22 protein-coding genes are annotated in these 24,304 nt (G+C 65.0%); 6 read left to right on the forward strand and 16 right to left on the reverse strand.

The features are described 5' to 3' along the window. Window positions 1-2 precede the first annotated feature (2 nt). From HCT51_RS10750 to HCT51_RS10785, 8 genes are all read right to left on the reverse strand, one after another. On the reverse strand, window positions 3-1,217 hold the full coding sequence (locus HCT51_RS10750; protein ID WP_166873837.1) for a DUF58 domain-containing protein: 1,215 nt from the start codon (window positions 1,215-1,217) through the stop codon (window positions 3-5). A gap of 52 nt (window positions 1,218-1,269) precedes the next feature. After that, on the reverse strand, window positions 1,270-2,238 hold the full coding sequence (locus HCT51_RS10755) for an AAA family ATPase (protein WP_166873840.1): 969 nt from the start codon (window positions 2,236-2,238) through the stop codon (window positions 1,270-1,272). A gap of 22 nt (window positions 2,239-2,260) precedes the next feature. Next, window positions 2,261-7,603, reverse strand: coding sequence for an Ig-like domain-containing protein (locus tag HCT51_RS10760; protein WP_166873845.1), 5,343 nt, complete (start codon window positions 7,601-7,603; stop codon window positions 2,261-2,263). Window positions 7,604-7,746: 143 nt separating this feature from the next. Further along, window positions 7,747-8,475 carry a hypothetical protein gene (locus tag HCT51_RS10765; protein ID WP_166873848.1) on the reverse strand — a complete coding sequence of 243 codons (729 nt, stop codon included), beginning with the start codon at window positions 8,473-8,475 and terminating at the stop codon, window positions 7,747-7,749. After that, a complete protein-coding gene (locus HCT51_RS10770; protein WP_166873851.1) occupies window positions 8,472-10,178 on the reverse strand; it encodes a serine/threonine-protein kinase in 1,707 nt (568 codons plus the stop codon). The genes HCT51_RS10765 and HCT51_RS10770 overlap by 4 nt, the downstream gene beginning before the upstream one ends. Continuing rightward, window positions 10,178-11,314, reverse strand: a complete 1,137-nt coding sequence (locus tag HCT51_RS10775) for an FHA domain-containing protein (protein WP_166873854.1) — start codon at window positions 11,312-11,314, stop codon at window positions 10,178-10,180. Before HCT51_RS10775 ends, HCT51_RS10770 begins: the two co-directional genes overlap by 1 nt. A 4-nt stretch (window positions 11,315-11,318) precedes the next feature. Beyond that, window positions 11,319-12,167, reverse strand: a complete 849-nt coding sequence (locus HCT51_RS10780) for a PP2C family protein-serine/threonine phosphatase (RefSeq protein ID WP_224760449.1) — start codon at window positions 12,165-12,167, stop codon at window positions 11,319-11,321. A 72-nt stretch (window positions 12,168-12,239) separates the two neighbouring features. Then, window positions 12,240-13,286, reverse strand: coding sequence for a TerC family protein (locus tag HCT51_RS10785; protein ID WP_166873857.1), 1,047 nt, complete (start codon window positions 13,284-13,286; stop codon window positions 12,240-12,242). A gap of 220 nt (window positions 13,287-13,506) precedes the next feature. On the opposite strand from HCT51_RS10785, the gene HCT51_RS10790 reads away from it, so the two are divergent. The 4 genes from HCT51_RS10790 to HCT51_RS10805 all read left to right on the forward strand — a co-directional run bounded on the left by HCT51_RS10790 (window position 13,507) and on the right by HCT51_RS10805 (window position 16,092). Then, on the forward strand, window positions 13,507-13,965 hold the full coding sequence (locus tag HCT51_RS10790) for a YqhA family protein (RefSeq protein WP_224760450.1): 459 nt from the start codon (window positions 13,507-13,509) through the stop codon (window positions 13,963-13,965). Window positions 13,966-14,045: 80 nt separating this feature from the next. Next, window positions 14,046-14,405, forward strand: a complete 360-nt coding sequence (locus tag HCT51_RS10795; RefSeq protein ID WP_166873864.1) for a GntR family transcriptional regulator — start codon at window positions 14,046-14,048, stop codon at window positions 14,403-14,405. Then, window positions 14,402-15,316, forward strand: a complete 915-nt coding sequence (locus HCT51_RS10800; protein WP_166873867.1) for an ABC transporter ATP-binding protein — start codon at window positions 14,402-14,404, stop codon at window positions 15,314-15,316. The genes HCT51_RS10795 and HCT51_RS10800 overlap by 4 nt, the downstream gene beginning before the upstream one ends. Further along, window positions 15,313-16,092 carry a hypothetical protein gene (locus tag HCT51_RS10805; protein WP_166873870.1) on the forward strand — a complete coding sequence of 260 codons (780 nt, stop codon included), beginning with the start codon at window positions 15,313-15,315 and terminating at the stop codon, window positions 16,090-16,092. The genes HCT51_RS10800 and HCT51_RS10805 overlap by 4 nt, the downstream gene beginning before the upstream one ends. Window positions 16,093-16,163: 71 nt before the next feature. Here the strand turns inward: HCT51_RS10805 and zapE are convergent, their stop codons facing one another. After that, on the reverse strand, window positions 16,164-17,150 hold the full coding sequence (gene zapE / locus HCT51_RS10810) for a cell division protein ZapE (protein ID WP_166873874.1): 987 nt from the start codon (window positions 17,148-17,150) through the stop codon (window positions 16,164-16,166). A 328-nt stretch (window positions 17,151-17,478) separates the two neighbouring features. Further along, window positions 17,479-17,688, reverse strand: coding sequence for a hypothetical protein (locus HCT51_RS10815; protein WP_166873878.1), 210 nt, complete (start codon window positions 17,686-17,688; stop codon window positions 17,479-17,481). A gap of 811 nt (window positions 17,689-18,499) precedes the next feature. On the opposite strand from HCT51_RS10815, the gene HCT51_RS10820 reads away from it, so the two are divergent. Further along, the gene (locus tag HCT51_RS10820) at window positions 18,500-18,916 is read left to right on the forward strand and encodes a hypothetical protein (RefSeq protein ID WP_166873881.1); all 417 of its coding nucleotides are present in this window, start codon (window positions 18,500-18,502) and stop codon (window positions 18,914-18,916) included. 185 nt (window positions 18,917-19,101) lie between these two features. Further along, window positions 19,102-19,980 carry an Abi family protein gene (locus HCT51_RS10825; RefSeq protein ID WP_166873884.1) on the forward strand — a complete coding sequence of 293 codons (879 nt, stop codon included), beginning with the start codon at window positions 19,102-19,104 and terminating at the stop codon, window positions 19,978-19,980. A 166-nt stretch (window positions 19,981-20,146) separates the two neighbouring features. Here HCT51_RS10825 and HCT51_RS10830 read toward each other — a convergent pair whose 3' ends face one another. The 6 genes from HCT51_RS10830 to HCT51_RS10855 all read right to left on the reverse strand — a co-directional run bounded on the left by HCT51_RS10830 (window position 20,147) and on the right by HCT51_RS10855 (window position 23,930). Further along, window positions 20,147-20,488, reverse strand: a complete 342-nt coding sequence (locus tag HCT51_RS10830; RefSeq protein ID WP_166873887.1) for a phage terminase small subunit P27 family — start codon at window positions 20,486-20,488, stop codon at window positions 20,147-20,149. Between the two features lie 94 nt (window positions 20,489-20,582). After that, window positions 20,583-20,729, reverse strand: coding sequence for a hypothetical protein (locus HCT51_RS10835; protein ID WP_166873890.1), 147 nt, complete (start codon window positions 20,727-20,729; stop codon window positions 20,583-20,585). A gap of 217 nt (window positions 20,730-20,946) precedes the next feature. Continuing rightward, window positions 20,947-22,134 (reverse strand): phage major capsid protein, encoded by a 1,188-nt coding sequence (locus HCT51_RS10840; RefSeq protein ID WP_166873893.1) that lies wholly within the window; start codon window positions 22,132-22,134, stop codon window positions 20,947-20,949. A gap of 373 nt (window positions 22,135-22,507) precedes the next feature. Continuing rightward, window positions 22,508-22,780, reverse strand: coding sequence for a hypothetical protein (locus HCT51_RS10845; protein ID WP_166873895.1), 273 nt, complete (start codon window positions 22,778-22,780; stop codon window positions 22,508-22,510). Further along, window positions 22,777-23,514, reverse strand: a complete 738-nt coding sequence (locus HCT51_RS10850) for a hypothetical protein (RefSeq protein ID WP_166873898.1) — start codon at window positions 23,512-23,514, stop codon at window positions 22,777-22,779. Before HCT51_RS10850 ends, HCT51_RS10845 begins: the two co-directional genes overlap by 4 nt. Further along, a complete protein-coding gene (locus HCT51_RS10855) occupies window positions 23,514-23,930 on the reverse strand; it encodes a hypothetical protein (RefSeq protein ID WP_166873900.1) in 417 nt (138 codons plus the stop codon). Before HCT51_RS10855 ends, HCT51_RS10850 begins: the two co-directional genes overlap by 1 nt. Window positions 23,931-24,304 lie beyond the last annotated feature (374 nt).

Raw genomic sequence — 24,304 nt, forward strand, 5'->3', positions numbered from 1 at the left:
CATCAGCTGGTCCTCCGCAGCAGCTTCGGCAGGTCGGTCAGCTGGCCGACCGTCATCATGGTCAGCCCGGACACGCTGGACAGCTTCGGCAGCACGCCCGCCTCAACGCGGAATCCGACCTGGCTGGTGTCCTTGCCGAACAGGGTCTCGATGCTGCGGTACTCGGCGGTGGTCATCAGCGAGCCGGCGACGATCATCACGACGCTCGGGGCGGGCAGGCGCTTGGTGCGTTCCCTGGCGAAGTCGCGCATCGAGTCGAAGTCACGGCCGGTGGGCTCCAGCCGGCAGGAGGCGTCGAGCATGGCGGTGACGCTGTGCGTGCGCCACGGCCCGACCTCGCTGACGACGTTCATCTGGGTGCCGTCCCGGATCACCTGGGCGGCGATCGACGCGGTCACCGAGATCGCGAGTTCGAACTCCTCGTCGGAGGCATACAAGTGCCGTTGGGTGGCGTGGATCATGGTGAGCTGTGACCGGCGGGTCTCCTCGAACTGCCGCACCATCAGCTGGCCGATGCGCGCCGAGGTGCGCCAGTGCACGTGGCGGCGGTCATCTCCCGGAACATAGGGGCGCAGCGCGTGGAAGGCGATGTCGCTCGAGGTGATCTTCTTCGACACCTGGCCTTCAAGGTCGCGCACCAGTCCCGCGGCGCTCGGCTGCAGGCGGGTGGTGACCGGGTGCACGAACAGCTCCACCGGGTCGGCCCACTTGACCGTGCGGCGCATCAGCCCCAGCTCGTCACCGCGCACCGATTCGGCGGGTCCTGCCACGATCACCGCGCGCCGGGCGGTCGGCACGGCGAAGAGTTCCTCGTGCTGCTCCTTCGGCTTCATGGCGGGAAGCTGGAACTCGGCCACGCCGGCGCCGACCGGCAGCTCCATGCGGCTTGGCGTTAGCGGCTTCGGGCCGGTGTTGGTCACCAGCATCCGCCCCATCGCTCGGTCGCCGACCACCACGCGACGCGGGTTCAGCTCGATCAGCACCCCGTATGAGGCGCGGCCCACCAGGTACACCGCCCCGACGACGAGAGCGGCGAGCAGCACGAAACCGAGGTAGGTGAACTCCGCCCAGCCGAACACCAGGCTGAGGGTGATCGACACCGCGGCGACCGCCACCACCAGCCGGCCGATCGGCGTGACAATCGCGAGCGTCGGCTGCAGCACCCGTCGGTACCAGTCGAGGGCAGGCTGCAGCGCGCGGGCCAGCCGGACGAGCACGGCGGGCGGGCGCTTGCGGGATCGGAGCAGGGAGCGGATGGGACGGCTCGTTCTAGGCGGCGCGGTAGACGGGCGGTTCGAGGTCGACGAGGATGCCGGAGACGATGTCCTCCGCCTTCACCCCGGCGAACTCCGACTCGGGGTCGACGATCATCCGGTGCGCGAGCACCGGCACGGCGAGGTCGCGCACGTCGTCGGGGGTCACGTAGATGCGTGCCTGGCTGATCGCCCAGGTCTTCACGGCACGGGCCAGGGCGAGGGCGCCACGCATGCTGACGCCGAGCACTACGTCGCGGTGCTGACGGGTGGCGTCGACGATGTCACTGACGTACTGCATGATCGACTCGTCGACGAATACCTCGGATGCCAGCGTGGACATGGTCACCACGGCGTCGGAGGTGATGATCGGGGTGACCCGGGAGGCGCGGGCGCGGTTGGAGGAGTCCATCAGCAGGCTGACCGCGGTCTTCGAGTCGGGGTAGCCGAGCGAGGTCTTGATCAGGAACCGGTCGAGTTGCGCCTCGGGCAGCTTGTAGGTTCCAGCCTGCTCCACCGGGTTCTGGGTGGCGATCACCAGGAACGGCGCACCCACGCTGTGGCCCTCGCCGTCGATGGTGATCACGCCCTCCTCCATCACCTCGAGCAGCGCGCTCTGGGTCTTGGGGCTCGCCCGGTTGATCTCGTCGGCGAGCACGATCGACGCGAAGATCGGGCCGGGGTGGAAAGTGAAGCGCCCCTTCGACTGGTCGAAGATCTGCACACCGGTGACGTCCGAGGGAAGCAGGTCCGGCGTGAACTGGATGCGGGATGTCGTGCCGTCGAGGGTGTTCGCGAGGGCCTTCGCGAGCACGGTCTTGCCGGTTCCGGGGAAGTCCTCGAGCAGCACGTGCCCGTCGGACAGCATCGCGGTGAGCACCAGCCGGATGGTCTCGTCCTTGCCGAGAATGGCCTGGTCGATGTTGCTGATCAGCTGGCCGAAGGCGTCGGCGAACCAGTCCGCCTGGTCCTGTGTTACTGCCACTGGTGTCTCCTCATTGCGTTTGTTACCAATTCCAGGTGTTGTAAATTTCGCTGGCACTGCCGTTGATGATCACGCGCACTCCGCAGTCAGCGAAGCCGTCCTGCATCCACGGGGCCGTCTCGTACGAGTTGGTGCCGCCGATGTTCATGCTGAAGCTTCCCGCGATGTCGCTCCAGCTACCGCCCCGGCAGAACTGCGGCGTGACCGTGTAGTTTCCGCTCGGCCAGTTCTGCACGCTGAACGCGAAGAACTTCGTGTTGCTGACACAGTCGCCCTGGTAGCAGCGCGTTTCTGCATTGCCGCTCGGGTACGCGTTCGTGACCTTGACCACCGGCGGCGGCGGTGGCGGTTCGTTCTCCACCACGCGCGCGCCCGACCATCCCGACCAGACACCGTACGAGCCGTTCGCGTCGCTCTGCGCTCGCACCCGCACCTGGTAACTCCCCGCGGGAACGCCACCCTGAGACGCGCTGGTGGCGGCCGTGCGTCCGGTATAGCCGTTGTTGGTCTCCCACTCGTAGGTGACCGCTGAGCCGCCGCCCTGCGCGGTGGACAGGCCGGTCCAGTTGAAGCTCAACGTGGCGTTCGCGTAGCCCGACGACCCCGGCGTAGCGGGGGTTGCCACCTGGTTCGGGGTGCCGTACGGGGTCACAGCTGCGCTGGCCGCCGACCACTGGCCCCAGCCGAGTTCGTTGTGGGCTCGCACCGTGAAGGTGTAGCTAGTGCCGTTAGTGAGTCCGGTGAACGTGCAGTTCGTCGGCGTGCAGTCCGCCTTCGAGCCGCCCGGTTCGCTCAGCACCTCGTAGCTATCGATCGCTTCGCCGTTGGTTGCGGGTGCCGAGAACGTGACGGAGGCCTGGCGGTCACCGGAGTTCGCGATGCGCGGCGCGTTCGGCTTGTCTGGCACGTCGCGCACGGTCAGGATGACGCGGCCGATGGCGTGCCGGTCGGGATCCTGGGTGGCATCCTCGATCGTGTACTGCACCACCAGGTCGCCGATGAACGACGGCCCGGGAACGACGCTCACCGTGTTGGCGGTGTGGGTGACGGATGCCGCGCTGCCGACCGTCTCCACCACCGCGTCAATGATCTTCAGTGGCGTCTCCGGGTACGGGTTGGAGTCGTTGTTCAGCACGCTGACCGTCTTCGGCTGGTTGCGCTGCCCTTCCAGCTTGTCGTCCACCGCTAGCGGCTTCGCGCGCGACGAGGTGACGACGGTGACCTCGATGCTGCCGGGCACCGTGAATTCCGCCCAGCTCAGCACCACGTTCAGCGTGACCGTGGTGCCCTTCGGCGTGTTGATCGGTGTCGCCACGGTCAACTGGGAGCCGCTCAGAGTGGGCTTCACCTGCGCGGTGCCGCCCTGCAGCGAGCCGTAGTTCACCGCGGCGAGGATCTCCGGGTTCGGGTGGGCGGTCGCATCGCGCAGGTCGATCGTGCTGCTCTCCCCCACCTCGACCTCAATGCTCGGTGACGTGAACTCAGGGGCGACATCCCGGAACTCCGGGTCGCCGACGATGATGTTCAGGGTCAGCGTGGCGCGGTTGCCTTTGGGGTCGGTCGCCGACGTGCCATCCGTCACCTCGAAGGTGACCGAGGCCGGGCCGCGGTAGTCGCGTTCCGGGGTGAAGCGCAGGGTGTCCTGGTCGACGTAGATCCGTTCGCCGTTGCTGCGGTTCGACGCCACCATCGATTCGCTGGTGAGAATCACCGCGCGGCCGGAGGGCACGATCACGATGTCGGAGAGGTTCCACTGCTTGGTCTCGTTCATCCGGATCACCTGCACCGGAAGGTTCGGGTCGAGCAGCGGCGGGTCGAACGTCTCCTCTTCCTCCTGGACAGTCTCCTCCTGGTCGAGGGTTGGGTCCTCGACCGGCGGCACGATGATGAACGCCATCGCGCTCAGGTCGTCGACCTCGTTGGTGAGACGGAACGCGATCGTCTGACGGGTGGCGCCGGGCGTCACCTCCACGATTCCCTCGTCGAGATAATCACCGGCACCGGCGAACGGTCCGTCAAGCGACACCACCAGGTCGTCGATGCGGCCGCCGGGGTTCTGCGCATCCTGGTAGACGTCCACGCGCACCGGGTCGCCGGCCGCGACCTGGTCGCGTTCGAGCACCTGGTCCACCGCCGTGGGCGGCAGGATCGGGGCGTCCGGAGTTACCAGCACCTGCACATAGGTGACATCCCGGCCGCCACGGTCGTTGGTCAGTTCGTAGCGGAAGGTGAAGGACATCTCCTCATCGGGTGCCTCGATCACCACGTACCGGCGGTCCTCAACCTCCACGCCGATGTCGGCGGGCACGTCCTGCAGTTCGTCGGAGACCTTGATCGGGGCACCCTGCGGGTCGGAATCGTTGAGGGTGACGTCGAGGGTCGCCACGCGCCCAGGACGGATGGAGACCGTGTCGGGCAGCGCAGTCGGCGGCAGGTTCACACCGCTGTCCGGGATGACGCCGATCTTGATCTCACCGATGCCGGTCGCCCCGAAGGTGTCCACCAGCTCGTATTCAAAGGTGTCGGTGCCGGCCGCGTCGGCGTACCCCTCGTAGACGAGGAAGTTGCTGCCCTCATCGACGATCGCGCCCAGTCCCGGAGGGCTGACGATGCGGCTGACCTCGGTGGAGTCGCCATCGGGGTCGACGCCGAGCATCGGGATGTCGATGCGCACCTGATTGCCCGCGAACACGCGTGCGGTGAGCGGGCGGGGGTCGGGCGCCTTGTTCGTGTCCGCGTCGATGCCGGTGACCCGGAACTCCACCCGCGCGACGTCGCTCTCGCCGAACTGGTCGACGACCCGGTAGATCACGCCGTACTGGCCCGGCTCCTGCGGCGCCTGGAAGCGCACCGTGGTGTCGTCCACGAACGCCAGTCCCGCGGCGGGAGCCTCGACGAGGTCCCGGTCGAGCACCATCGGCGCATCATCCGGGTGGTAGTCGTTCTCGAGCACGTCAACGGTCACGATGTCGCCGGCGCGCACGGTGGCGGCGTCATCCAGCGCGATCGGCGGCTGGTGTTTCTGGATGGCCGGAACCGGGACCACCGTGACGCCTGCCGTCGAGGTGGCGAAGCCGTCGGACACGGTGTAGGTGAACTGGTACTGCCCGGTGAGGGGTTCGGTCGCGGTGACGCGCAACAGGGTGCCGTTCAGCACCTCGACCACGACGCCGGCCGCGGACACCTCGCGGGGCACCTCGATCGACTGGATGCCGAGCACCCGGCCGCTCGGGCTCACATCGTTGGCGAGCACGCCGCTGGTGGTGGACTGGGTACCGCGCAGGTACACCGTGTCGGTGACGGCGACCGGCGGTTGCGCCTGCTCGGGGGTCTCGCGCACGTCCACCCGGATCATGCCGATGCTGCTCTTCTCGCCGGCTGAGACCGTGTACTGCACGTAGTACGCGCCGGGCTGGGTGGCGCTGAAGCCGACCAGGCCCTGATCGGTGTTGAGGGTGGCGGTGGCGTTGTTGCCCGGTGCGTCGATGGCGAGCAGGCCAAGTTGCGCGCCGGAGGGCGACAGGTCGTTCTCGAGGGGATCGATGATGATCTCCTCGTTCACGAACGCGGTGCCGAAGTCGGGCGTGCCGACGGGGTTCAGCGCGCCGGCCGGCTGCACGTCCACGGTGAGGGTGCCCGCCTGGGCATCCCCGCGGCCGTCCGAGACCGCGAACGACACCTCCTTCAGGCCGAGCTCAGAGGTGGTGTGGGTGAAGGTCACATAGCCGTCAGGGGTAAATTGCACCAGGTCACCCGACTGCGGGGACGCGCCGACCAGCAGCAGGTCGTCGCCGTCGGGGTCGCGCCAGTCGTTCAGCACGTTGTAGCTGACGGTCTGGTTCGCCTCGACGCCCACTCCGGCCTGCCGGTTCGGCAGTGGAACCTCGTTCAGCTCTTCGGCGACGACCCGCACGCTCACCTGGGCCTCGGCGACGCCACCGGGTCGGCCGTCGTCGATCGTGTAGCGGAAGTTGACGGTTCCGACGAAGCCGTCGGCCGCGGTGAACTGCAACGCGCGACCGCCGTCGATGTACTCCAGGCGGCCGGTGGTCTCGGCGACCGCTCCGGTGTTGACGATGGTGAGCACGTCGCCGTCGGGGTCGGTGTCGTTGTCAAGCAAGGGCAGGATCGTGGTCTTGCCTGGGCGCACACCGAATTCGTCGTCGCGGGCGAGCGGCGGCCGGTTCTGCTCGGTGCGTTCGGCGAGGGTGTCCTCGAACGACTGCGTCGACGACTTCTCGTCGCCCTCCTCGCCGTCCTCCTCCTCGGGCGGGGTCACCTCTTCCCAGTTCTCGACGAGCTGCATGTTCTCGTCGACGAGCCAGACGTTGCCGTTGGTGAGGTTGTTCAGCGCGATCACCGAGCGGTTCACCCGGAACTCGAGTTCGCCGCCCTGCGTGTGCTGGGAGATGTCTGTCGGCTGCGGCTCCTGGTTCTCGCAGGCGAGCAGGTACTTCTGGGCGCCTCCCCATGCGCCGTGGGCGCAGCCGTCGAGGAAGACGGGCGCCGAGACATCCGTTGGGTCGGTGAGCGCGGTCTCTATGCCCGCGTCGATCTCGGTGACGGAGTTGTTGCCGAGATTCACCGTGATCAGGGAGTCACCGGATGCCACGAGCGCCGTATCGGACTCGGCGCCGACCTGCTGCAGCCTGAGGCCGTCCGTCGGCAGGTCGATCTTGCTGCCGTCCTGCTTGTAAAAGTCGTTCGTCGACACGTCGAGGATGACGGCGTGATCGCCGACCGCCGAGATCTGGAATTCCCCGATCGACGGGAAATCGGTGATCTCGGGCTCGGCGCCCGGCGCCTCGATGCGGGTGAGCGACTTGTCGCCGGGCGACACGGCGATGACTACGCCTCCCTGCGTAACAGTGGCGTGCCCGTTCTCGCCGAGTTCTGCGTCTGGCTCGGTGTTCGTGTAGTTGAACTGCAGGTCGCCGACCGCGGTGATCACCCAGAGGTCGCCCTCAGGCGAGACGATCGCCAGGGTCTCTCCGCCGAACGCGATGTCGGAACCTGGCGGCACGTCGATGGCCGACGAGACCTTCGTGAATGCCGGATCGACGCTCTCGACCCGGCCGAGCACGGGATCGACCATGAACAGGGTGTCGCCGTCCTGCAGCACGTCGAAGTCCGCACTGCCAGCCGTGACCGAGCCGTTCAGCTCGTCGATTTGGCGGTTCAGCCGGCCGCCCAGCAGTTGCTCGGAGTTGGTGACCCACACGTCGCGAGAGTTGAGCTCCACGTCGGCGATGGGAAAACCGGGGTGGAAGGCGGCGATGGCGAGCGGCACGGCCACGATGACCGCCAGCGCCCAGGTCGAGAACGAGCCGCGACGTGTCCTGATCCACCGGCGAAGTCCGCGCATGCGTCGAGCCCCCGTTTGGTCAGTCAGTCCGGAACATGGTCGGTATTACCGCCAGCGGTCAAAACTAACATGACCCTTGTTCGGGTGTCGTCCATTTGCATGGGCAGTCCTGCCCATGGGCGCGGCCGGCGGGGCCCGGCGGGTCAGATTCCGGGTTGTTCCGCCGGGGCTTCGGCGTGCTCGTCGTCGTTGCGGGTGAGCAGGTACAGGTCCTCGGCGCTCACCAATCGGGTCGCCACGGCGTACTCCACCAGGCGCAGCCGACGGTTCGTGGCCAGGTTGCCCTTCCCACCTCGGAGCCCGGCGACCCCGATCTTGTCGAGCTTCTCGCACACGTTGTCGAGCTTGCGGTTAAAGGTGGTCATCGACCAGTGCAGCCGGGCGGCGGCCTGCGCGGAGGTGGGGATCTCACCTCGCCCCGGCGAGGTCTGCCGCAGGATCTGCTCGGCGAGCGCCACGATCAGCAGCCGCTGGTTCGTGGTCAGCAGAACCGGTGCGATCGTGGTGGTTCCGGCGTCGTTGGTGAGCGGGCTCGACGTGTTGAAGTAGTCCTCACCGGAGTGGATGGTGAATTCGTACGTGGTTGAGCCGGCGCTGAACAGCACGTGCATCCGCTCGAACACGATCGGCAGGCGAGCGCCCGGCGCCAGCCAGGCCTGCACCTGGCCGCTGGCATCCGTCACCGTCGCCGTGAGCAGGTTGCCCACGTTCCCGAGCCACCACAGCCCGAAGTCCTCGTAGATGCGCAGGAACCGCCGGTGCAGGTAGGGGTTGTCGTCGATCACCAGGTCGGACTCGCGGCCGATGTGAAAGTCGGCGGGCGGCACGACGTCGTACCATTCGCCGCAGAACTCGATGCGCAACGGTCTCATTGCGGGTAGCACCCCTCAAGCGGGTCGGCGGAAACGTCGCCGTCACGTCGGATACTGACCTGGATGCACACGGTGGTGCCCGGTTCGTACCCCTCGACGACCAGGCGGGAGTCGGCGGTGGGGCGAAGCGGTTCGCTCTCCGGCCGATCCGATCGCTTCCAGACGAAAATGTCACCGTCCTGCGGTTCCGGGTTGCCTACGGTGAACACCACCGAGGTGCCCTCCTGTACGGCGGAGACCAGTGTCGGTTGCGGAACCGACTGCACGATCGCGGATCCGCCGGTGCCGGCGGGCTGCGGCGCGGCCTGCGGGGCGGTCGGCGCACCGAAGACCACGAGGCTCACAATCACGGCGATGGTGATCAGGGCGGCGACTCCCCCACCGACCAGCAGCGCCGTCTTGTTGGCCCGGGATGCCGGGGGCGTCGGGCGGGGATCCTCTGCGGTCGCGCTGGGCTCGGCAGCATCTGCGCCGTCTGCCGGGCCGCGGCGCTGGCGCACGACGGTCTCCTCCAGTGCTACTGCACCATCCAGGACACCGCCAGCCGGGGCACCGCCAGCCGAGACTCTGCCGTCCGCGGCATCCGGCACCGCAGCTGGTTGCGCAATGATCGGCCGCGCCCCGCGCACCTGCGTGCGGTCGTCGTCGGCGGGAGCCGCGGGCGGCGGGGTGAGTGTGCGGGATCGCTCCGGCTGGGCCTCGACGGTCGCGATGGAGCGTGCCCGCGTCTCGTCGTCGTCATCGGCGGAGTCGGCACGCACCGCCGCCTCGACGACGAGGTTCGGCACGTCGATCGCGGTGGGCGTGTAGCCAAGCTCGAGCTCGACCCGCTGCAGCGCGCGCGCGAAGTCGACGGCGGTGTGGAAGCGGGATGCCGCCTTGGTGGCCATCCCCTTGTGCAGCACGGCAACCAGCGATCGGGGCACGTCATCCCTGGTCAGCGGCGTGATCGCGCCGCGCTCGATCCGGCCGATCAGGTCAAGGGTGCCGTTTGACCGGCCGCGTACCTCGAAGGGCGTGTGCCCGGCGATCAGCGTGTAGATCGTTGCCGCCAGCGAGAACACGTCGGAGCGGACGTCGGGTTGCGGGTCATCCGTGAACATTTCGGGCGGCGACCACGGAACCGACATGCCGATCGACCGGCTCTCGGTGCCGCCGGTGGTGTCGCCGGACTGCAGGGTGCCGAGGGTGGTGGTGTGCACCGGCAGGTCGTCCTCGACCGCCGAGGCGATGCCGAAGTCGGTGAGCGCCGGCCAGCCGAAGTCGTTGGTCAGCACGTTCGCCGGCTTGATGTCGCGGTGCAGGATGCCGGCGGCATGCGCGGTCGCGATGGCGCTCGACAGCCGCACCCCGGTGCGCAGCGCGTCGGGCACGCCGAACGCCTCGCTCTTGTAACGGTCCGCGAGGCTCGCGCCGGGCGCGTACTCCATCACCAGGAACGGCCGGTCGTCGGCCGACACCCCGGCGTGATAGATCGTGACGATGTACGGATGCGCCGACAGCTGCGCCATCACGTTGGCCTCGGCGACGAACGCGGCGCGGGTGGCCGGGGTCAGCTGCTCGGTGAGCAGCACCTTGACGGCAACCCGGCGCTTCGGCAGGTGCTGGTCGTACAGGAATACGTCGGAGAAGCCGCCGGAGCCGAGGACTTTCACGAAGGTGTAGCCGGGCAGATCCGGCGGGCTGGAGACCGGGCGGCGCATCAGGCCTCTCGCACGGTGATGGTGATGCCGCCGCCGAGGTCGATGATCGTGCCCACGATGACGGCGGTCGGGTCGCCGTCGCGCAGCTTCTGCGGGTTGCGGCCCGGCAGCACCACCGAAGTGCCGTTGCGGGAGTGCAGGTCGGTGACCACGACCGTTCCGCCTTCGAGGGCGACCCTCAGGTGATTGCGCGACACGTCCTGGTCGCCGTCGAGGGTGACCAGTCGAGGCAGTTCGCCGCCGGACACCTGGCTGACGCTCGGGGCACGGCCGATGATCAGCGGCTCGTCGAGCAACTCGAGCCGGCCATCGGGCAGTTCCAGCGCCGGCACCGACTCCGGTGCCGGATCGGCCACCGCGGTCGAGTGCTGGGCACGGCGCTGCCGGGCTGCGGCGATGTCGCCGCTCATCACGGTGTGGCCGTCATGATCGCCCAGCAGGTCGTCTGCGGGCGGGGCGTCCGAGTCGTCGGGGTCGTCTGCTGGCAGGGCGTCATCATCGCGGATTGCGGCGTCAAAAACCGGCCGCACCACCGTCGCCCCGAAGAGGTAGTCGTAGCCGTCGGCTTCCGATGGTGCGGTGCCCGGAGCGGAAGCCGCAGCTGGCACGAGAGCTGGAACGATGACCGGCACCGGCTCCGACACCTCCGCCGGAACGATCGTGATCTCGGCGTCGACGGTGCCAGCGCTTGCCTGGGCGGGTGCCGGATGCGCCGCGACGGCAGCGCTGGCCGGTGCCGAAGGCGCCGCCACGGCAGCGACGGGTGCCGCCGACGACCAGTGCCCGCCTGGCACGCTCAGCACGAACTCGCCCACCGGGAACAGCTGCTCCGCCCAGGTGGCAATGCCCGCGCCGCTCAATCGACGCTCTCCCTCGGGAGTTGAGATCGACACGGCGGCGTCCCCGCGCAGCACGACGCGGATACCATCCGCGCCACTCCAGTCGACCAGGGCGAATTGCGGGGCCGACGAGATCCCGGCCCGCAGCAGCACGTCGAGCACCGCCTGGAATCCCGCGGTCGCGTCAATCGAGGCGACCGCGCGTACGACAGCCGAGTCCGACCCGTCGATCGCGACGAGACGAGTCGCGGTCGTTACGGCGGGCCAGCCGGCGTCTGGCGAAAAGGAGAGTGTCATGGGGTCAGCGCCTCGGTCTCGTGTCTTCCAAATACTGCTGCAGCGGCATCCGCTCTATCGTGTCGTCTGACTCAGCCATCGCGCCGTGGAACTGCGCCTCGACAACGATCACCGTCACGTTATCGGCCCCTCCGGCCGCTATCGCAGCGCTGACCAGTCGATCCGCGATGGGAACGGGGGCGCCATCCGCATGCTGCTCAAGCAGCAGGGCGATCTCGCGGTCGTCCAGTTCCTTGGTCAGGCCGTCGGAACAGATCAGAAACGTGTCGGTGTCGCTGACCGGGAGCAGCCAGATGTCGGGCTCGACGTGGGCGTCGACCCCGAGCGCGCGGGTGATCACATTGCGTTCGGGATGCAGCGCTGCCTCGTGCGGCGCGATCAGGCCGCCGTCGATCAACTCCTGCACGGCCGAGTGGTCGACGGTGAGCTGTGAGAGGGTGCGGCCGTCCCAGCGGTACACGCGGGAATCGCCCACGTTGAAGGCCATCCAGTGGAAGTTGCCGCCCGCCCCCATTTCGACCAGGGCAAGGCCGGTGAGCGTGGTGCCCGACACCCGTCCGGCGTCGGCCGAGATGGCGACCACCGCGTCGTTGGCCGCGCTGATCGCGCTGAGCACCTGCTGCGGTGTCGCCGCCTGGCGCGGGTCGAACGCATCGGCGAACGCGGCGATGGCCTGCTGGCTCGCCCGGTCTCCGAAGGAATGCCCGCCCATGCCGTCTGCGACGACGAAGGCGGGTGGGGCAGCACGAAAGCTGTCCTCGTTCACGCGGCGCACCGCACCGACGTCGGACGCCGCCCACACTCGGAAGTGTGCCGTCAGGTTCGAGAGCTGCAGCTCATGGTCAACATGCAAACCGCATCCCCCTTCCACCGGCCACCACTGACTACGCTAGCAATCTTCAGGAGGCCGGTGGTCGGATGGACGCTAGTCGGTCGACTTCTTGTCTGCGGGCTCGATCGGATCTGGCTCGATCTCGTCGCGGTTCGTGGCGATCTGCTCGCCGCTCGCCTTCATCTTCATCAGGCTGGCGACGACCGCCACGACCATGGCGCCGACGATGACCGCGAGCGAGGTCCAGGTGGAGATCTCCGGGGCCCACTCGACGTGCTGCCCGCCGTTGATGAACGGCAGCTCGTTCACGTGCAGGGCGTGGAAGAACAGCTTCACGCCGATGAAGGCCAGGATGAACGCGATTCCGTACTTGAGGTAGACCAGTCGGTCGATCAGGTCGCCGAGCAGGAAGTACAGCTGGCGCAGCCCCATCAGCGCGAACAGGTTCGCGGTGAACACGATGAACGGGCTCTGCGTAATGCCGAAGATGGCAGGGATCGAGTCGATCGCGAAGACCAGGTCGGTGGTGCCGAGCGCGATGAAGACGATGATCATCGGGGTGAACATCTTCTTGCCGTTCACCACGGTGCGCACCTTGCCACCGTCGAACTGGTCGTGGATCGCGATCTTGCGACGCAGGAACCGCAGGATGGCGTTCTCGCGCTCTTCCTCGTCGTCGTGGCCGGTGAACGCCTGGTTCCACGCCGTGTAGACGAGGAACGCACCGAAGATGTAGAAGATCCAGCTGAAGTTGGAGATGAGCTGGGCGCCGAGCAGGATGAAGATTCCGCGGAAGACGAGGGCGAGGATGATGCCCACCATCAGCGCTTCCTGCTGGTACTTCCTCGGCACCGAGAACCGGGCCATGATGATGATGAAGACGAACAGGTTGTCGATCGACAGGCTGTACTCCGTCAACCAGCCGGCGATGAACTGGCCTGCGGGCTCGGCCCCAGCGAACACGAACATCAGCACGGCGAAGATCAGCGCCAGCACGACGTAGAACGTGACCCACAGGCTCGATTCCTTCACCGAAGGAATGTGCGGGCGGCGGTACACGATCAGCAGGTCGGCGACCAAGATCAGCGTGAGCACGACGAGCGAGCCCACTTCGAACCAAATAGGAAGAGCGAGGTCCAAGGGATTCCTAACAGGGAGAGGGTACGGGAAGCACCGAAAGTCTCTCCCGCATCCGATTCAGAACGGATGCCACCGTGCCCGGGGCCGCGGCAACGCGACCCGTACTGACGTAACACGGCGAGGTGGGATACTCCCCTTCGCTTGAGCAATGCTACGTCATGCGGGCCCTGCCAGCCGCGCCCGGTTAGGATTCGTCGAACTGTGGCACCTCGCTGAGCTTGTGGTCAGCGACCCGCTGCACGTATCCGAGGCTGAAATCATGCTGCTGGTGCTCGGGCCGGAGTGGCTGTCGCACGTGAACGCGAATGTCCTGAAAACCAAATTGGCGATGGCGATCATCGGTATCTCGTCGATCCACCTGCTCAAGACCTTCATCGAGGTGGCCGACCTCGGCTCGTCGCGGGCCGAAACCGTGACCGGCAACATCTACACAAGCGAAGGTGTGCTGTGGCAGGTGGTCATCCACCTCGTCTTCATCCTGTCTGCGCTGGCGCTGGCCTGGATCGACCGGATGTCGGTGAAGCAGGAGCTCGCCCGACACGGCGTGAGCACGGCCGAGGCCTCCCGAGTTGTCAAGCAGCACGACCGCGCCGAGGACGAGCTCGTGGGCGTCTACCTCTGTTATCTCCTGAAGGGCCGGATCCGTTACGGATCCGGCCCTTTTTCGTTTCCTCCTTGACAAGCCCGGCAAAGCTTGGTTGGTTAGTTACATCACTAATTAACCAACGTGGTTAGATTCCGTGAGGAAGGAGGGTTTCTATGGATGACTCGCGCCCGATCTTCGTGCAGATTGCCGAGCGGATCGAGAACGACATCATCGGCACCGCGCTGCCGGAAGAGACCCAGGTTCCCTCGACGAACGAGTTCGCGGCGTTCTATCGCATCAACCCGGCGACGGCCGGCAAGGGTGTCAACCTGCTCGTCGATGAGGGGATCCTCTACAAGAAGAGAGGGATCGGCATGTTTGTCGCCGAAGGCGCACGGGCGAAGCTCATCGCGAAGCGCCGTGATCGATTCACCACCGAATACGTTCAACCATTACTCGTCGAGGCTGCCAAGCTCGGGATCTCCACGGCCCAGTTGGCGGACATGATCATCAAGGAAGAGGTGTCAGCGTGAGTGCGCTCGCGAGCCCCCCGACAGAAGACGCGATCGACGTTCGCGGTCTCACCCGTCAGTTCGGCAAGGTCGCCGCCGTGAACGACGTCAGCTTCACCGTCGCACCGAACACGATCGTCGGCCTGCTCGGCCGCAACGGTGCGGGCAAGACGACCATCATGCAGCTGCTCACCGGCCAGGACTTCGCGACCGCCGGTTCGATCAGCGTCTTCGGTCAGGCTCCGGTGGAGAACGCCTCCGTGCTGCGGAACGTCTGCTTCATCAAAGAGAGCCAGAAGTACCCGGACGAGTTCCTCGTCAAGCACGTGCTGGCAAGCGCCCCGTGGTTCTTCGCCAACTGGGACGTCGAGTACGCGGACCAGTTGGTCGAGGAGTTCCGGCTCCCCCGCAACCGCCGCATCAAGAAGCTTTCCCGCGGCCAACTGTCGGCGGTGGGCGTGATCGTGGGCCTTGCCTCGCGGGCGCCGCTCACCTTCTTCGACGAGCCATACCTCGGGCTCGACGCGGTGGCTCGCCACCTGTTCTATGACCGGTTGCTCGAAGACTTCAGCGAGCACCCGCGCACCGTGATCCTCTCCACCCACCTGATCGACGAGGTCAGCAACCTGCTGGAGCACGTGCTCGTCATCGACGAGGGCCGCATCCTGATTGACGAGTCCGCCGAGTCGGTGCGCGGCTCCGCCACCACCGTGGTGGGCACGCGATCCGCCGTCGACTCGTTCGTCGCCGGCCGCGACATCCTGCACCGGGAGGGAATAGGCGGACTGGCCTCGGTGACGGTGACCGCCCTCAGCGACGCCGACCGTCACCACGCCGGGCAGCTGGGCCTGGAGGTCGCGCCCGTCTCGCTCCAGCAACTCATTGTCCAGAAGACCAGCGCACCCCGCGCAGAATTCGAGCAGAGCGCATGACCGCCACAGTTCTCTCCCCGAACACCCGCACGATCTCGAGAAGCGGCGAATTCAAGCGCATCTGGAGCGTCGTCAGGCTGCACTTCGTCAACCCGTTCTCCTCCGTGATCCTGCCCTGGATGATCCTGGCCTTCATCTTCGCGGTGAACTACATCATCTGGGCGGTGATCTACAACGCGACGGATGGCACCAGCAGGCAGGGCGTGTCCGAAGGGATGCAGTGGAGCGGCTCGACCACCTTCATCTTCGTGTACATGCTCGTGGTAGCGGTACAGTCGGTGAACCTGACCTTCCCGTTTGCGCTCGGCTACAGCGTGACGCGCCGGGACTTCTACCTCGGCACGTCGCTCAGCTTCCTCATCTACGCGGCCATGTACGGCGCCGGACTCACGATTCTGTCGTTGGTTGAGGATGCCACGGACGGCTGGGGCCTCGGCGGCCGCATGTTCACCGTGGTGTACTTCAGCGACGGGCCGTGGTTCGAACGCCTGTGGGTCTTCGTCGCCACCTTCGCGTTCTTCCTCTTCATCGGGGCCGCTTCGGCCGCGGTGTACGTGCGCTGGAAGACCAACGGGATCCTGATCTTCACCGGCATCCTGGTGCTGTTCATCGTGGCGGCCGTCGCGCAGATCACGCTCAGCGAACAGTGGCCGGCGGTGGGTCAGTGGTTCGTTGAGAACGGAGCGACCGGGGTGGTGAGCTGGCTGCTCATCCCGACCGCGGTGGCCGCGGTCACCGGGTTCTTCATCCTGCGGAGGGCAACACCGAAGAACTAGACGCACGCTGCGACGGAGAAAGCGCGCACGGGAGGCCACAATCTCACGGTTGTGGCCTCCCTTCCGCGCGTTTACCTCCCGAGCGGCGACGGCGAGCCGAGCATCGCCAGCCGGCTGAGGGTGCGGCCGATGTCGACCGGCATCCCCTCCCCCACAGCCAGCTCGTCGCGATCGACGTCGGCGATCACGGTGAGCCGGTGCCCTCGGTCGCAGAGCACGTCCACCAGGTTGCCGAACCGCTGCCGGGCGGCCCTCGTGGTCTGAGCGAGCGCCGGCACGCCCTCGAGCACCCAGTCGTCGAAGCGGTCGGCCCACTCCACGAAGTCGTGCACCGACGTGTCGGCCTCGCACAACTCGGCGAAGCGGAACCAGACCCGCGTTCCTCGCACTGCCTGCGCGGTGAACCGATGCCCGCCGGCCTCCAACTCGACCGCCTCTTCCGGCGCCGGGGGCTCGCCCGGTGCCACCCGAAGCCACTCGCCGCGGAATCCGGTTCGTCGTGGTTCGGATGTCGCGTACCGGTAGTCAACCGGACCTTCGACACTGATCACCTCGAGGTGCTGCTCCAGCAGGTCGATGGCGGGAGCTGCGAGCGAGTGGAACACCGGGTTCGGCAGCAGGTGTCGCGGCGCGTAGTTCGAGGTCACGATCAGGCGCACGCCGCGTGAGACGAGCCGGCGCAGCAGCCGGGTGAGCAGCATCACGTCGCCGGCGTCGTGCACGTGGAACTCGTCAAAGTAGAGCACGTCCACGTCTGCGAGCAGCTCGTCGATGGCGGCATCCGTGTCGTGCTCGTGCCGGAAGATCGCGCGGTGCAGGTCACCGAAGAAGCCGTGGAAGTGCACCCGGCGCTTGGCCGTGGTGGGCAGCGCGGCGAAGTACGCGTCGACCAGCCAGGTCTTGCCCCGGCCGGCGGGCCCGTGCACATAGGCCGCCTCTGCGCCGACGAGTCGGCGGGCCGCGGCAACCTGGTGCTCATCGAGACTGAGGCCCGCGGCATCCGCAATTCTCATGATCTCGCCGAGCAGTGTCGAACTCGATATGTCGGTTGTGCTCACAGGAAACCAGCTTCCCACAGAGCCCGAGCTGCTCTGAAATGCGGGCAAACGGCCGGGCGACGCGCCTCAGATCCCTTAAAGAAAACTGCCCGGTTCCCTTATGAACAAAGGGAACCGGGCTGTTGTGACCCCAGCGGGATTCGAACCCGCGTTACCGCCGTGAGAGGGCGAATCGGTGCCTTTCACCGCAAGCCCCACCCGCGCAGATCGTTGATTTTTCGGGCTTTTTGGTCCATGTTGATGCCCCCACGATCATGTAAGACGCGCTCAAGTGTGGGCAAAATGTGGGCACGCGATGACCGCTAATCCGCTGTCTTGGGGCTGTCAACTACTTTGCGGCTTCGAGCACGCCGTCAAGTTCCTCCCGGGTAAGAGGGAAGTCAATCGTGAGCGTGAGAACCCGTCTCGCGGAGTTCGCATATTCGGGTTCGAGCTCGATCTCGGTCACCCGGCCGTCCTCAAGGTTCAAGTTTGGGCGGATTTTCATCAGCGCCGCTTGGAGCTTGCGGTCATCGTATGTTTGGGTGAGGTGGGCCATGGTCCGAACCATACTGAACGGCCGCCCAAGTCCGCTGGCCCCAGTTCGGTGGGCCTTCCGGGACGGCATCGCTGCGTTCCTCACCGAGAGCTAGCTTCTCGCTCCAGCTTTCAGACGATGCGGGAGCACGTCTAACGAATCGCCGGTTCCAGCCGACAGTGTTCTCTAACGCCTTGACCGGGTGGGCTTCCGGGTAGAAGCCCACATCACCCCCGAACGGTCAGGTGTTAACTTCGTTCCCCCTCGCGTAGGACATTCGGGTTTGTCTGCGAGGGGGACGAAGACTTCTCTTAAGGCTAGCGACTGCCCCGGAATCGGTTCAAGATGTCGCGAAATCTGTCGGACCAGGTTCTCGTCGTTTCGCACTGCTCGATTGGTTTCGTCTCGCCTTCGACGAAGGTCACCCGACCACACTTCCGACAGTCCAGGAGGAACTCATGCACCGAAAGGCTTGTGCCGAAGTAGGGGTTCCGGATGGCTCTTACTCGTGCCCCGCAGCCGGGGCAAACGGAATCCGTCATGACCGCTCCCTTCTCGTCTTTGTGCTGAAAAGTCCGCACCAAAAGTCGATTCCCCCCCAAAGAGGGGGCGTGGAAACGATACCTAGACTTGCACTTAAACCATACGTAAGATCGTGGCGGCGCCGCTCGTTCCCCCTTTCAAGCGGCGCCGGGCTGGGGCTCTTTCGCAGGAGAACCTGCACTGAGCCGACGTGCTCGCTTCGTCCTCAGCACCGCATTCGGGTTGCAGCTGCTGAGGACGAAGCTACGGGTGCGAGCACGCACGATTCCACCCGCTATAAGCTGCGCTCATGTATTGGGTTCGGGTAGCGCTCGCGATCGGCCTCGCCGCGGGTTTCCTAATCACCGTGGGTGGATTGATCGGGGCTTATCGGTCCGCACGTCAACAGCTACAGCGAGCCGGTGGATTGCCAGGCGCAACAGAGCGGCTCCAGCAGGAGGAGGACGAGGAGCTTGCGAGAGTCGCCGCAGGACCGTCCTACCCAGCTGAAGTGCAAGCCATCTACGCAAGATATAAGCAGCGCCATATCCGAGAGACGGGTCTTCCTAGACCCGCCGGATTCGGCGAAGCCCACACTGCCGGCCATGAGGCGACACTAGTCTTCGGCGCGCTTCTGGACTCATCGCAGAAGAACCTCATCGTGGCAGGTACAGGGTTGCTGATTTCGACCACTGCCAGCATTGGTTCGTTGTTCTTGCTCTCTTGACGCGGCACGGGCCGCATTCTGGGCTTGGGTTGGAATAGTGGTGGGAGTTGCTGGTTCTAGGGCGCTTGGTCTAACGTAAGACGTAACATACCCCGCCCAGGGCTAGCGATTGCAGATGGAGTAGTCTTGCAATCATCCCCACCTATATGGGCGGGCCTTCTTTTTTCCTCCTGTAAGTTCAGAGCGTGAAGCGCGCACTAACCCTCGATGAGCAGGTCTCTCTCTTGCGGCAACGTGGCATGCACATTTCCAGCGACGCGGATGCTGCTCAGTTTCTGCACGACACGAGCTACTACCGCTTCAGCGGATACTCCCACCTCTACCAGATCGCACCTGGGGCAGGAGGGAACGACAATTTCGTGTCAGGAGTCAGTTTCAAAGACGTCCAAGACGTTTATCACTTCGATGGACGGCTGCGGCGTGTACTCCGAGAGGGCCTTTTTGACTTCGAGATTCGATTTCGATCGCGCTTTGCCTATCTTCTCGCGACTGAGATAGCTCCAGACGCCTACCTCGACCCTTCCATCTACACGAACAAGCAGTTCTTCACCGAGAGCCGTTCGCAGATTGATACAGAACTCAAACGCTCGAAAGAAAAGTTCGCGCTGGCATACCGTCGGGCCCATCCAACGGAGGAGTTTCCCGTCTGGATCGCCTTCGAAATTCTGTCCTTTGGACAGATTTCTAAGCTGCTAAGCAATCTGAATGCGCCGAGAGTGATGGGTGGCCTCGCTAAACAGTGGGAGATCACCCCGGCCAAGTTCCCCACTGTCGTCTACATCATGAGTCTTCTGCGAAACATCGTTTCGCACCATGGTCGGTTGTGGCACCGCCAGATGGCTACCAGAGGGGTGGACATCGGATATCCAATTCGACTTAGCCGCTCTCTTGACGGCGTTGATAAGAGATCCGTCTACTGGTCGATAATCATGCTCGATTACTTGCTCAAGGAGCATCCTGGCTCTGGTTTCCGCCAGGACGTTCTTGCGCTTCTCTCCGAGGACTCAACCTGGTGGGCGGGGCTGGGCATACCGAACGATCGAGTGATCGCCGATCTGCTCTGATCGGAGTGCGACAAGCGGTCGGGAACTTTAGGCCCTCTTTGGCCCCTTTCCGTCGATTGCCCCACCCACCTTCTCCACCTTGCGCGCCGTGTTCTTCTTCTCCCTAGCGAGCCGCCCCGATACAGGGTGAGACAGCGTGGGCACCTGCGCGCTGCGCGTCTAGGCATCAGAGAAACTCCGCCAAACCGCGCTTCGGCTCATCATCCCTGGGCACAAACAGCCCGGCGCGATCCGAAGGGGACAACCCAAACCGGGCACCAATCCGCGCCGCCTCCAACGACGCCCCCTGCGAGATCATGACCGCCGGATTCCTCACCAACTGGCCGTCACGCCCCGCCACGAGAATGCCGCGCTGCGCGATATCCGCATCCGCCGCATCCTTCCGCGCCCGAATGATGCAGTAATCACGCAGCGCGTCGATATCCCACGCCGTCAAAACCCCGGCCTTCGCCAGGTCCGGAGCCAACCGGCGCCAGTACACCTGCTCCCGCTCAGTCAGCTCAGGCATCCGGATCGGCTTCTTCGTCGGCTCCGGCTCCGACGGCCGCCCCTTGCCCCCATCAATACCCCGAAGCGCGGTCGGCTTCCTCGGACGGCCGCCGCTAGTCATCGCCCTCATCCCGCGAATGCTCCTCGATCGCCGCCGCCAGCGCAGGATTCGTCACCCAGATCGCATCAAGCGACTCCTGGACCGCACGAACCGCCCGCCGCAGACGGCGCTTCGCCAGCATCACTCTGAACCAACGCATTTCGTCCGTCCTTTCCCACAAAAAAGCCCAGTTTCGAATCCACACACGAAAACCCACCGGCGCGCTGCGGTTTGGGGTGCATCCTCGTGATTGTTAGCCCATACCCCTTGGGTGAAGGGTGCTGGCGGAGAGACGATGCAAGGACCAGTTCGAGAGGAACATCGTCTCTGCCGCCAGCTGAGTCCGCGAGAACTCCTAAACCCGCGGACTGTTTTGGTTAAGGCAGTGTGATCTTCGCGAAGGCGAAGGGTCGGTACACCTCGAAACCGAAGCGACCCTCCACACGCAGCTTGACCTGGTTGTTGTCGAACAGTGTCCCGCTGCCATCCACCTTCACGGTCATCTGGTCGGCAACCCGCAGCAGCGTCTGGTCGAAGTCGCCTAGCAACGCGGTGCCCGCGGTGATGCGCGTCGTGGAGACGATGGGGATGTCACCGAGGATCGACTCGATCTGGGATCGCCCGGACTTGAACATGAACGGGCCGGTCGTCCCCGTCTCCCGCAACAGCTCCAGCTTCTGCACATCCACCGGATTCATCACCCATGCCGTGGGGCGAGTGATGAAGGAGGTTTCCAGGGCGAGTTTGGCGTTCGACAGCGTCTTGATCAACTCACTGGGGACGGCAGGGATGACCTGCACCCCGGTGCGGTTGAGGATTCCCTGGAAGTCGTCACGTCCCACGGTCGCCGGGTCTCCCGAGAGTATGGCCGCCTCAAGAGCGCCAAGCACGAATTCGGCCAGACGTCGGTCGAGGATCCTCACGAGGTTCTTGTAGTCGCTGAGGAAGCGCTCCGGAAAAGCCTCGCTGAGGGTGGCGAACACCCTGTACCTGTCGCTGCGTTCCTCCATCGTGACAACACTCACGGGCTTCGCGGTGTTGTCGGCGACCGACTTCGCGGTGTCGGTGTTCACGCTCTCATACAAGTAGGCGAACCTGTTCCCGGCGTCGTCGTCCACCACAGGCCGTACGATCGAGGGGATCAACTCAAGAATGCTCAAGGGCCGTGTCGGGTTCGTCGCAGTCGGGCCAACAACCGTCGGCACGGTGACCGTAGCCCCAACGAGCGCCTTGATCTGCGGCTGACCATCAGGCGAGCGCAGAGTCGCAGCCTTGACAAGAGTGTCAGCCGCAGATGCGGCCCAGGCCGCCCCGGCCTTGAGGCCACTCGTTGAGTTCCGATCAGGCGTGCCCCTCACGAAATCGAGGAGCGCGCTGGAAGGCTCAGCCTTTTCCAGCTGAGGCTTCAACTCCTCAGCATGGTCAAAGGCATCGTTGGCGTCCTTGATCTCGGCATCCGTCAAGAGGCGGTTCTCGGTCTTGGCCTTCGCCAGGATGTCATCAGCGGCTTTGCGCGCCGCATCGAACTGCTGCCGGATCGAGCCCGGCTGTCGCGTATAGGACATTTGGAATACTTCCGTTCGTAAAGGTGCCCCTGCTCAGAGAAGGGCGGCATCGAATAGTGAGACGTCGCGGCGGTACGAACGGCGACAATCCCCACACAGGTGGACCGTCACGGCCCGATTGCGTCTACATGCGACGTTCGCAAGCGATCAGCGGGATCCTCTGCTGAAACCTCCGTCGAGGCTCGCATTTTCCTGTTACTGGGCGGCTCCGCTACTCCCCGTGGGTCTTCCGCGTTGGCTCCCGTTTCCGGTGGCTCTTCCGCGTTGCCGACAGGGTGGGCATGGCCTCAGTGCTTATTCGATTACAGCTTCTATTTTACTCGTCAAACCAGCTTTATGGAACGCCGGTACGACCCATTCTCGGGACCGATAATCACTCCAGCTCAATCTCAGCCAGACGAGCACGAGTGATTGCGATCGCTCCATCCAGGTCCCCGCCAATGGCTAACGTCGCCGCAGCCAGGTCATGCGCCAACCCGTCGATCACCTGCACGAACATCTCAACGATCTGATCTTTGGAGGGGACAGCTGCGGCAGCCTCAGCCATCACGGCCTCGGCCATCGCGATATGGAACATGTCGGTGTCGTTTTGCAGTTTCGCGAGAACCAGCCGCGCAACGGCTAGCTTCTTCTCCTTGGGTGTCAAGATTCGCCCCTTCTCGAGGTTGAGTAGTCCGCCGGAAACCGGCGTTCGATGTACCGAATCGCGCTGCTGGACAGTTCGCCCCGGAACTCTCCAAGAACCTCCGGCAGAAGCAAGTGGCGAGATTCAATCTCCGACCAGCTCTCCTGAATCTCTTCATCCGCGCTAAAACTCGACCAATGAGCCCACTCGTCCAACTGGTCTTTCGTAGGCAGTTGTGCATGGAGAAGAATGAAACAGTCACGAAGGAAATTGACCTGAGCTTTGGATGCGAATGCATCCTTGCTATAGACCGCGGGCCCGCCTGCGGGCTTCCTAGTCTTCTTAACCATGGTGTTGTTGAAACTGTTCTTCTTAGTGGGCGGTTCGCCGTCGTGTGGAAACGCCGTAGTGCGGGTTTCCAGCGCCACGGGATTGGACACAGAGTCCTCTGCTGCGTCGGGGTCGGACAGGACGTAATCGCGGCCGTCCATCTGCCCGGTTGCCCAGTCTCGCTTCCGTTCGATCGTCAAGTAACCCGCCTTGGTGAGTTCGCCAATTGACGTGCGAATCGCGTCGCGGCCTTCCGGGTTGCCCCGAACGAGAGACTCGATGGTGATATGCCACCCGGGCTTGTGGCTGAGCAACTGAGCGAGGAGTCCCCGCGCCCGGAGCGAGATGGATGGATCCCGAACCCACTTGTTGGGGATGCGGGTGAAGTCCTTCTCGAACGGGAGGGTGCTTCGAATGATTGCCATCAGGGAACGTCTTCCCGGGTGCCGGTGCCATGCCGAACTTCTTCCGGCGCAACTTGCGCCAGGAGCTGAGGCAACACTGTGGCCAGCTCCTGTGCCTCGGTGAGCGTCAGGGAGAGGATCCGGCCCCCGCCCTTTGCCAGCACGACCTGAGTCACGCCGCGCCGAACAGTCGCTGCTTCAAAAAAATGCGCCTCATTGGGCTTGACGGTCACTTGAACCCAATCCGCGCCTCGGACTACCTCATCGCGCCGTACCAGGTACGCGGTCAGGTCCCAATCGCCGATGACATCGGTTTGACGCCCCTTATGAGTGAAGAGCGTGTCCCGCCAGGGGGTGCTCTGCTTCTTGTTCGCCGTGCCCCTCGTGATTTCGGTATTGACGGCCCACGCCGGAGCCTCGACTGTCGTGTCGTTCATGATTTTGCCTTTCCGTTTTCTTGCTGTAATCCGGTCGCACCGGGATTGACGCTTCGGTTGTGTGTTTCCGAGATTTTGACCGGGGCACGGAGCACAAGTGGCACTCCCGGTGCCAAAGAGTCCCGTGCCCGGCTCAGCGGCCAACTGGTGGCTCGTGAGGCCGTACCCTCGACACTCCGCCACCCGTTCGGACGCACTTTCGGCAGTGACGCGATCAGGGGCGTGCATTCTCGGCACGGTGGGCGAAGGCTGCTGAAGCCGTTCTGGTGTCCCCACGCGAGTTGGCTGGCACAGCGGTGACACAAACCGAAGTCGAGCGCCTTGTTCTTGACCGTCTCCCAGGTGAACGCCTGGCCGGGCGTCTCCGGCTGCTG

It is taken from the genome of Salinibacterium sp. ZJ450 (genome assembly GCF_011751885.2).
Classification (GTDB): Bacteria; Actinomycetota; Actinomycetes; order Actinomycetales; family Microbacteriaceae; genus Ruicaihuangia.

Excerpts from the sequence above, each read along its gene's own strand:
- HCT51_RS10760 (WP_166873845.1), bottom strand. The coding sequence starts at position 7,603 with ATGCGCGGACTTCGCCGGTGGATCAGGACACGTCGCGGCTCGTTCTCG.
- HCT51_RS10765 (WP_166873848.1), bottom strand. The coding sequence starts at position 8,475 with ATGAGACCGTTGCGCATCGAGTTCTGCGGCGAATGGTACGACGTCGTG.
- HCT51_RS10770 (WP_166873851.1), bottom strand. The coding sequence starts at position 10,178 with ATGCGCCGCCCGGTCTCCAGCCCGCCGGATCTGCCCGGCTACACCTTC.
- HCT51_RS10775 (WP_166873854.1), bottom strand. The coding sequence starts at position 11,314 with ATGACACTCTCCTTTTCGCCAGACGCCGGCTGGCCCGCCGTAACGACC.
- HCT51_RS10795 (WP_166873864.1), top strand. The coding sequence starts at position 14,046 with ATGGATGACTCGCGCCCGATCTTCGTGCAGATTGCCGAGCGGATCGAG.
- HCT51_RS10805 (WP_166873870.1), top strand. The coding sequence starts at position 15,313 with ATGACCGCCACAGTTCTCTCCCCGAACACCCGCACGATCTCGAGAAGC.
- HCT51_RS10815 (WP_166873878.1), bottom strand. The coding sequence starts at position 17,688 with ATGGCCCACCTCACCCAAACATACGATGACCGCAAGCTCCAAGCGGCG.
- HCT51_RS10820 (WP_166873881.1), top strand. The coding sequence starts at position 18,500 with ATGTATTGGGTTCGGGTAGCGCTCGCGATCGGCCTCGCCGCGGGTTTC.
- HCT51_RS10830 (WP_166873887.1), bottom strand. The coding sequence starts at position 20,488 with ATGCCTGAGCTGACTGAGCGGGAGCAGGTGTACTGGCGCCGGTTGGCT.
- HCT51_RS10835 (WP_166873890.1), bottom strand. The coding sequence starts at position 20,729 with ATGCGTTGGTTCAGAGTGATGCTGGCGAAGCGCCGTCTGCGGCGGGCG.
- HCT51_RS10840 (WP_166873893.1), bottom strand. The coding sequence starts at position 22,134 with ATGTCCTATACGCGACAGCCGGGCTCGATCCGGCAGCAGTTCGATGCG.
- HCT51_RS10850 (WP_166873898.1), bottom strand. The coding sequence starts at position 23,514 with ATGGCAATCATTCGAAGCACCCTCCCGTTCGAGAAGGACTTCACCCGC.
- HCT51_RS10855 (WP_166873900.1), bottom strand. The coding sequence starts at position 23,930 with ATGAACGACACGACAGTCGAGGCTCCGGCGTGGGCCGTCAATACCGAA.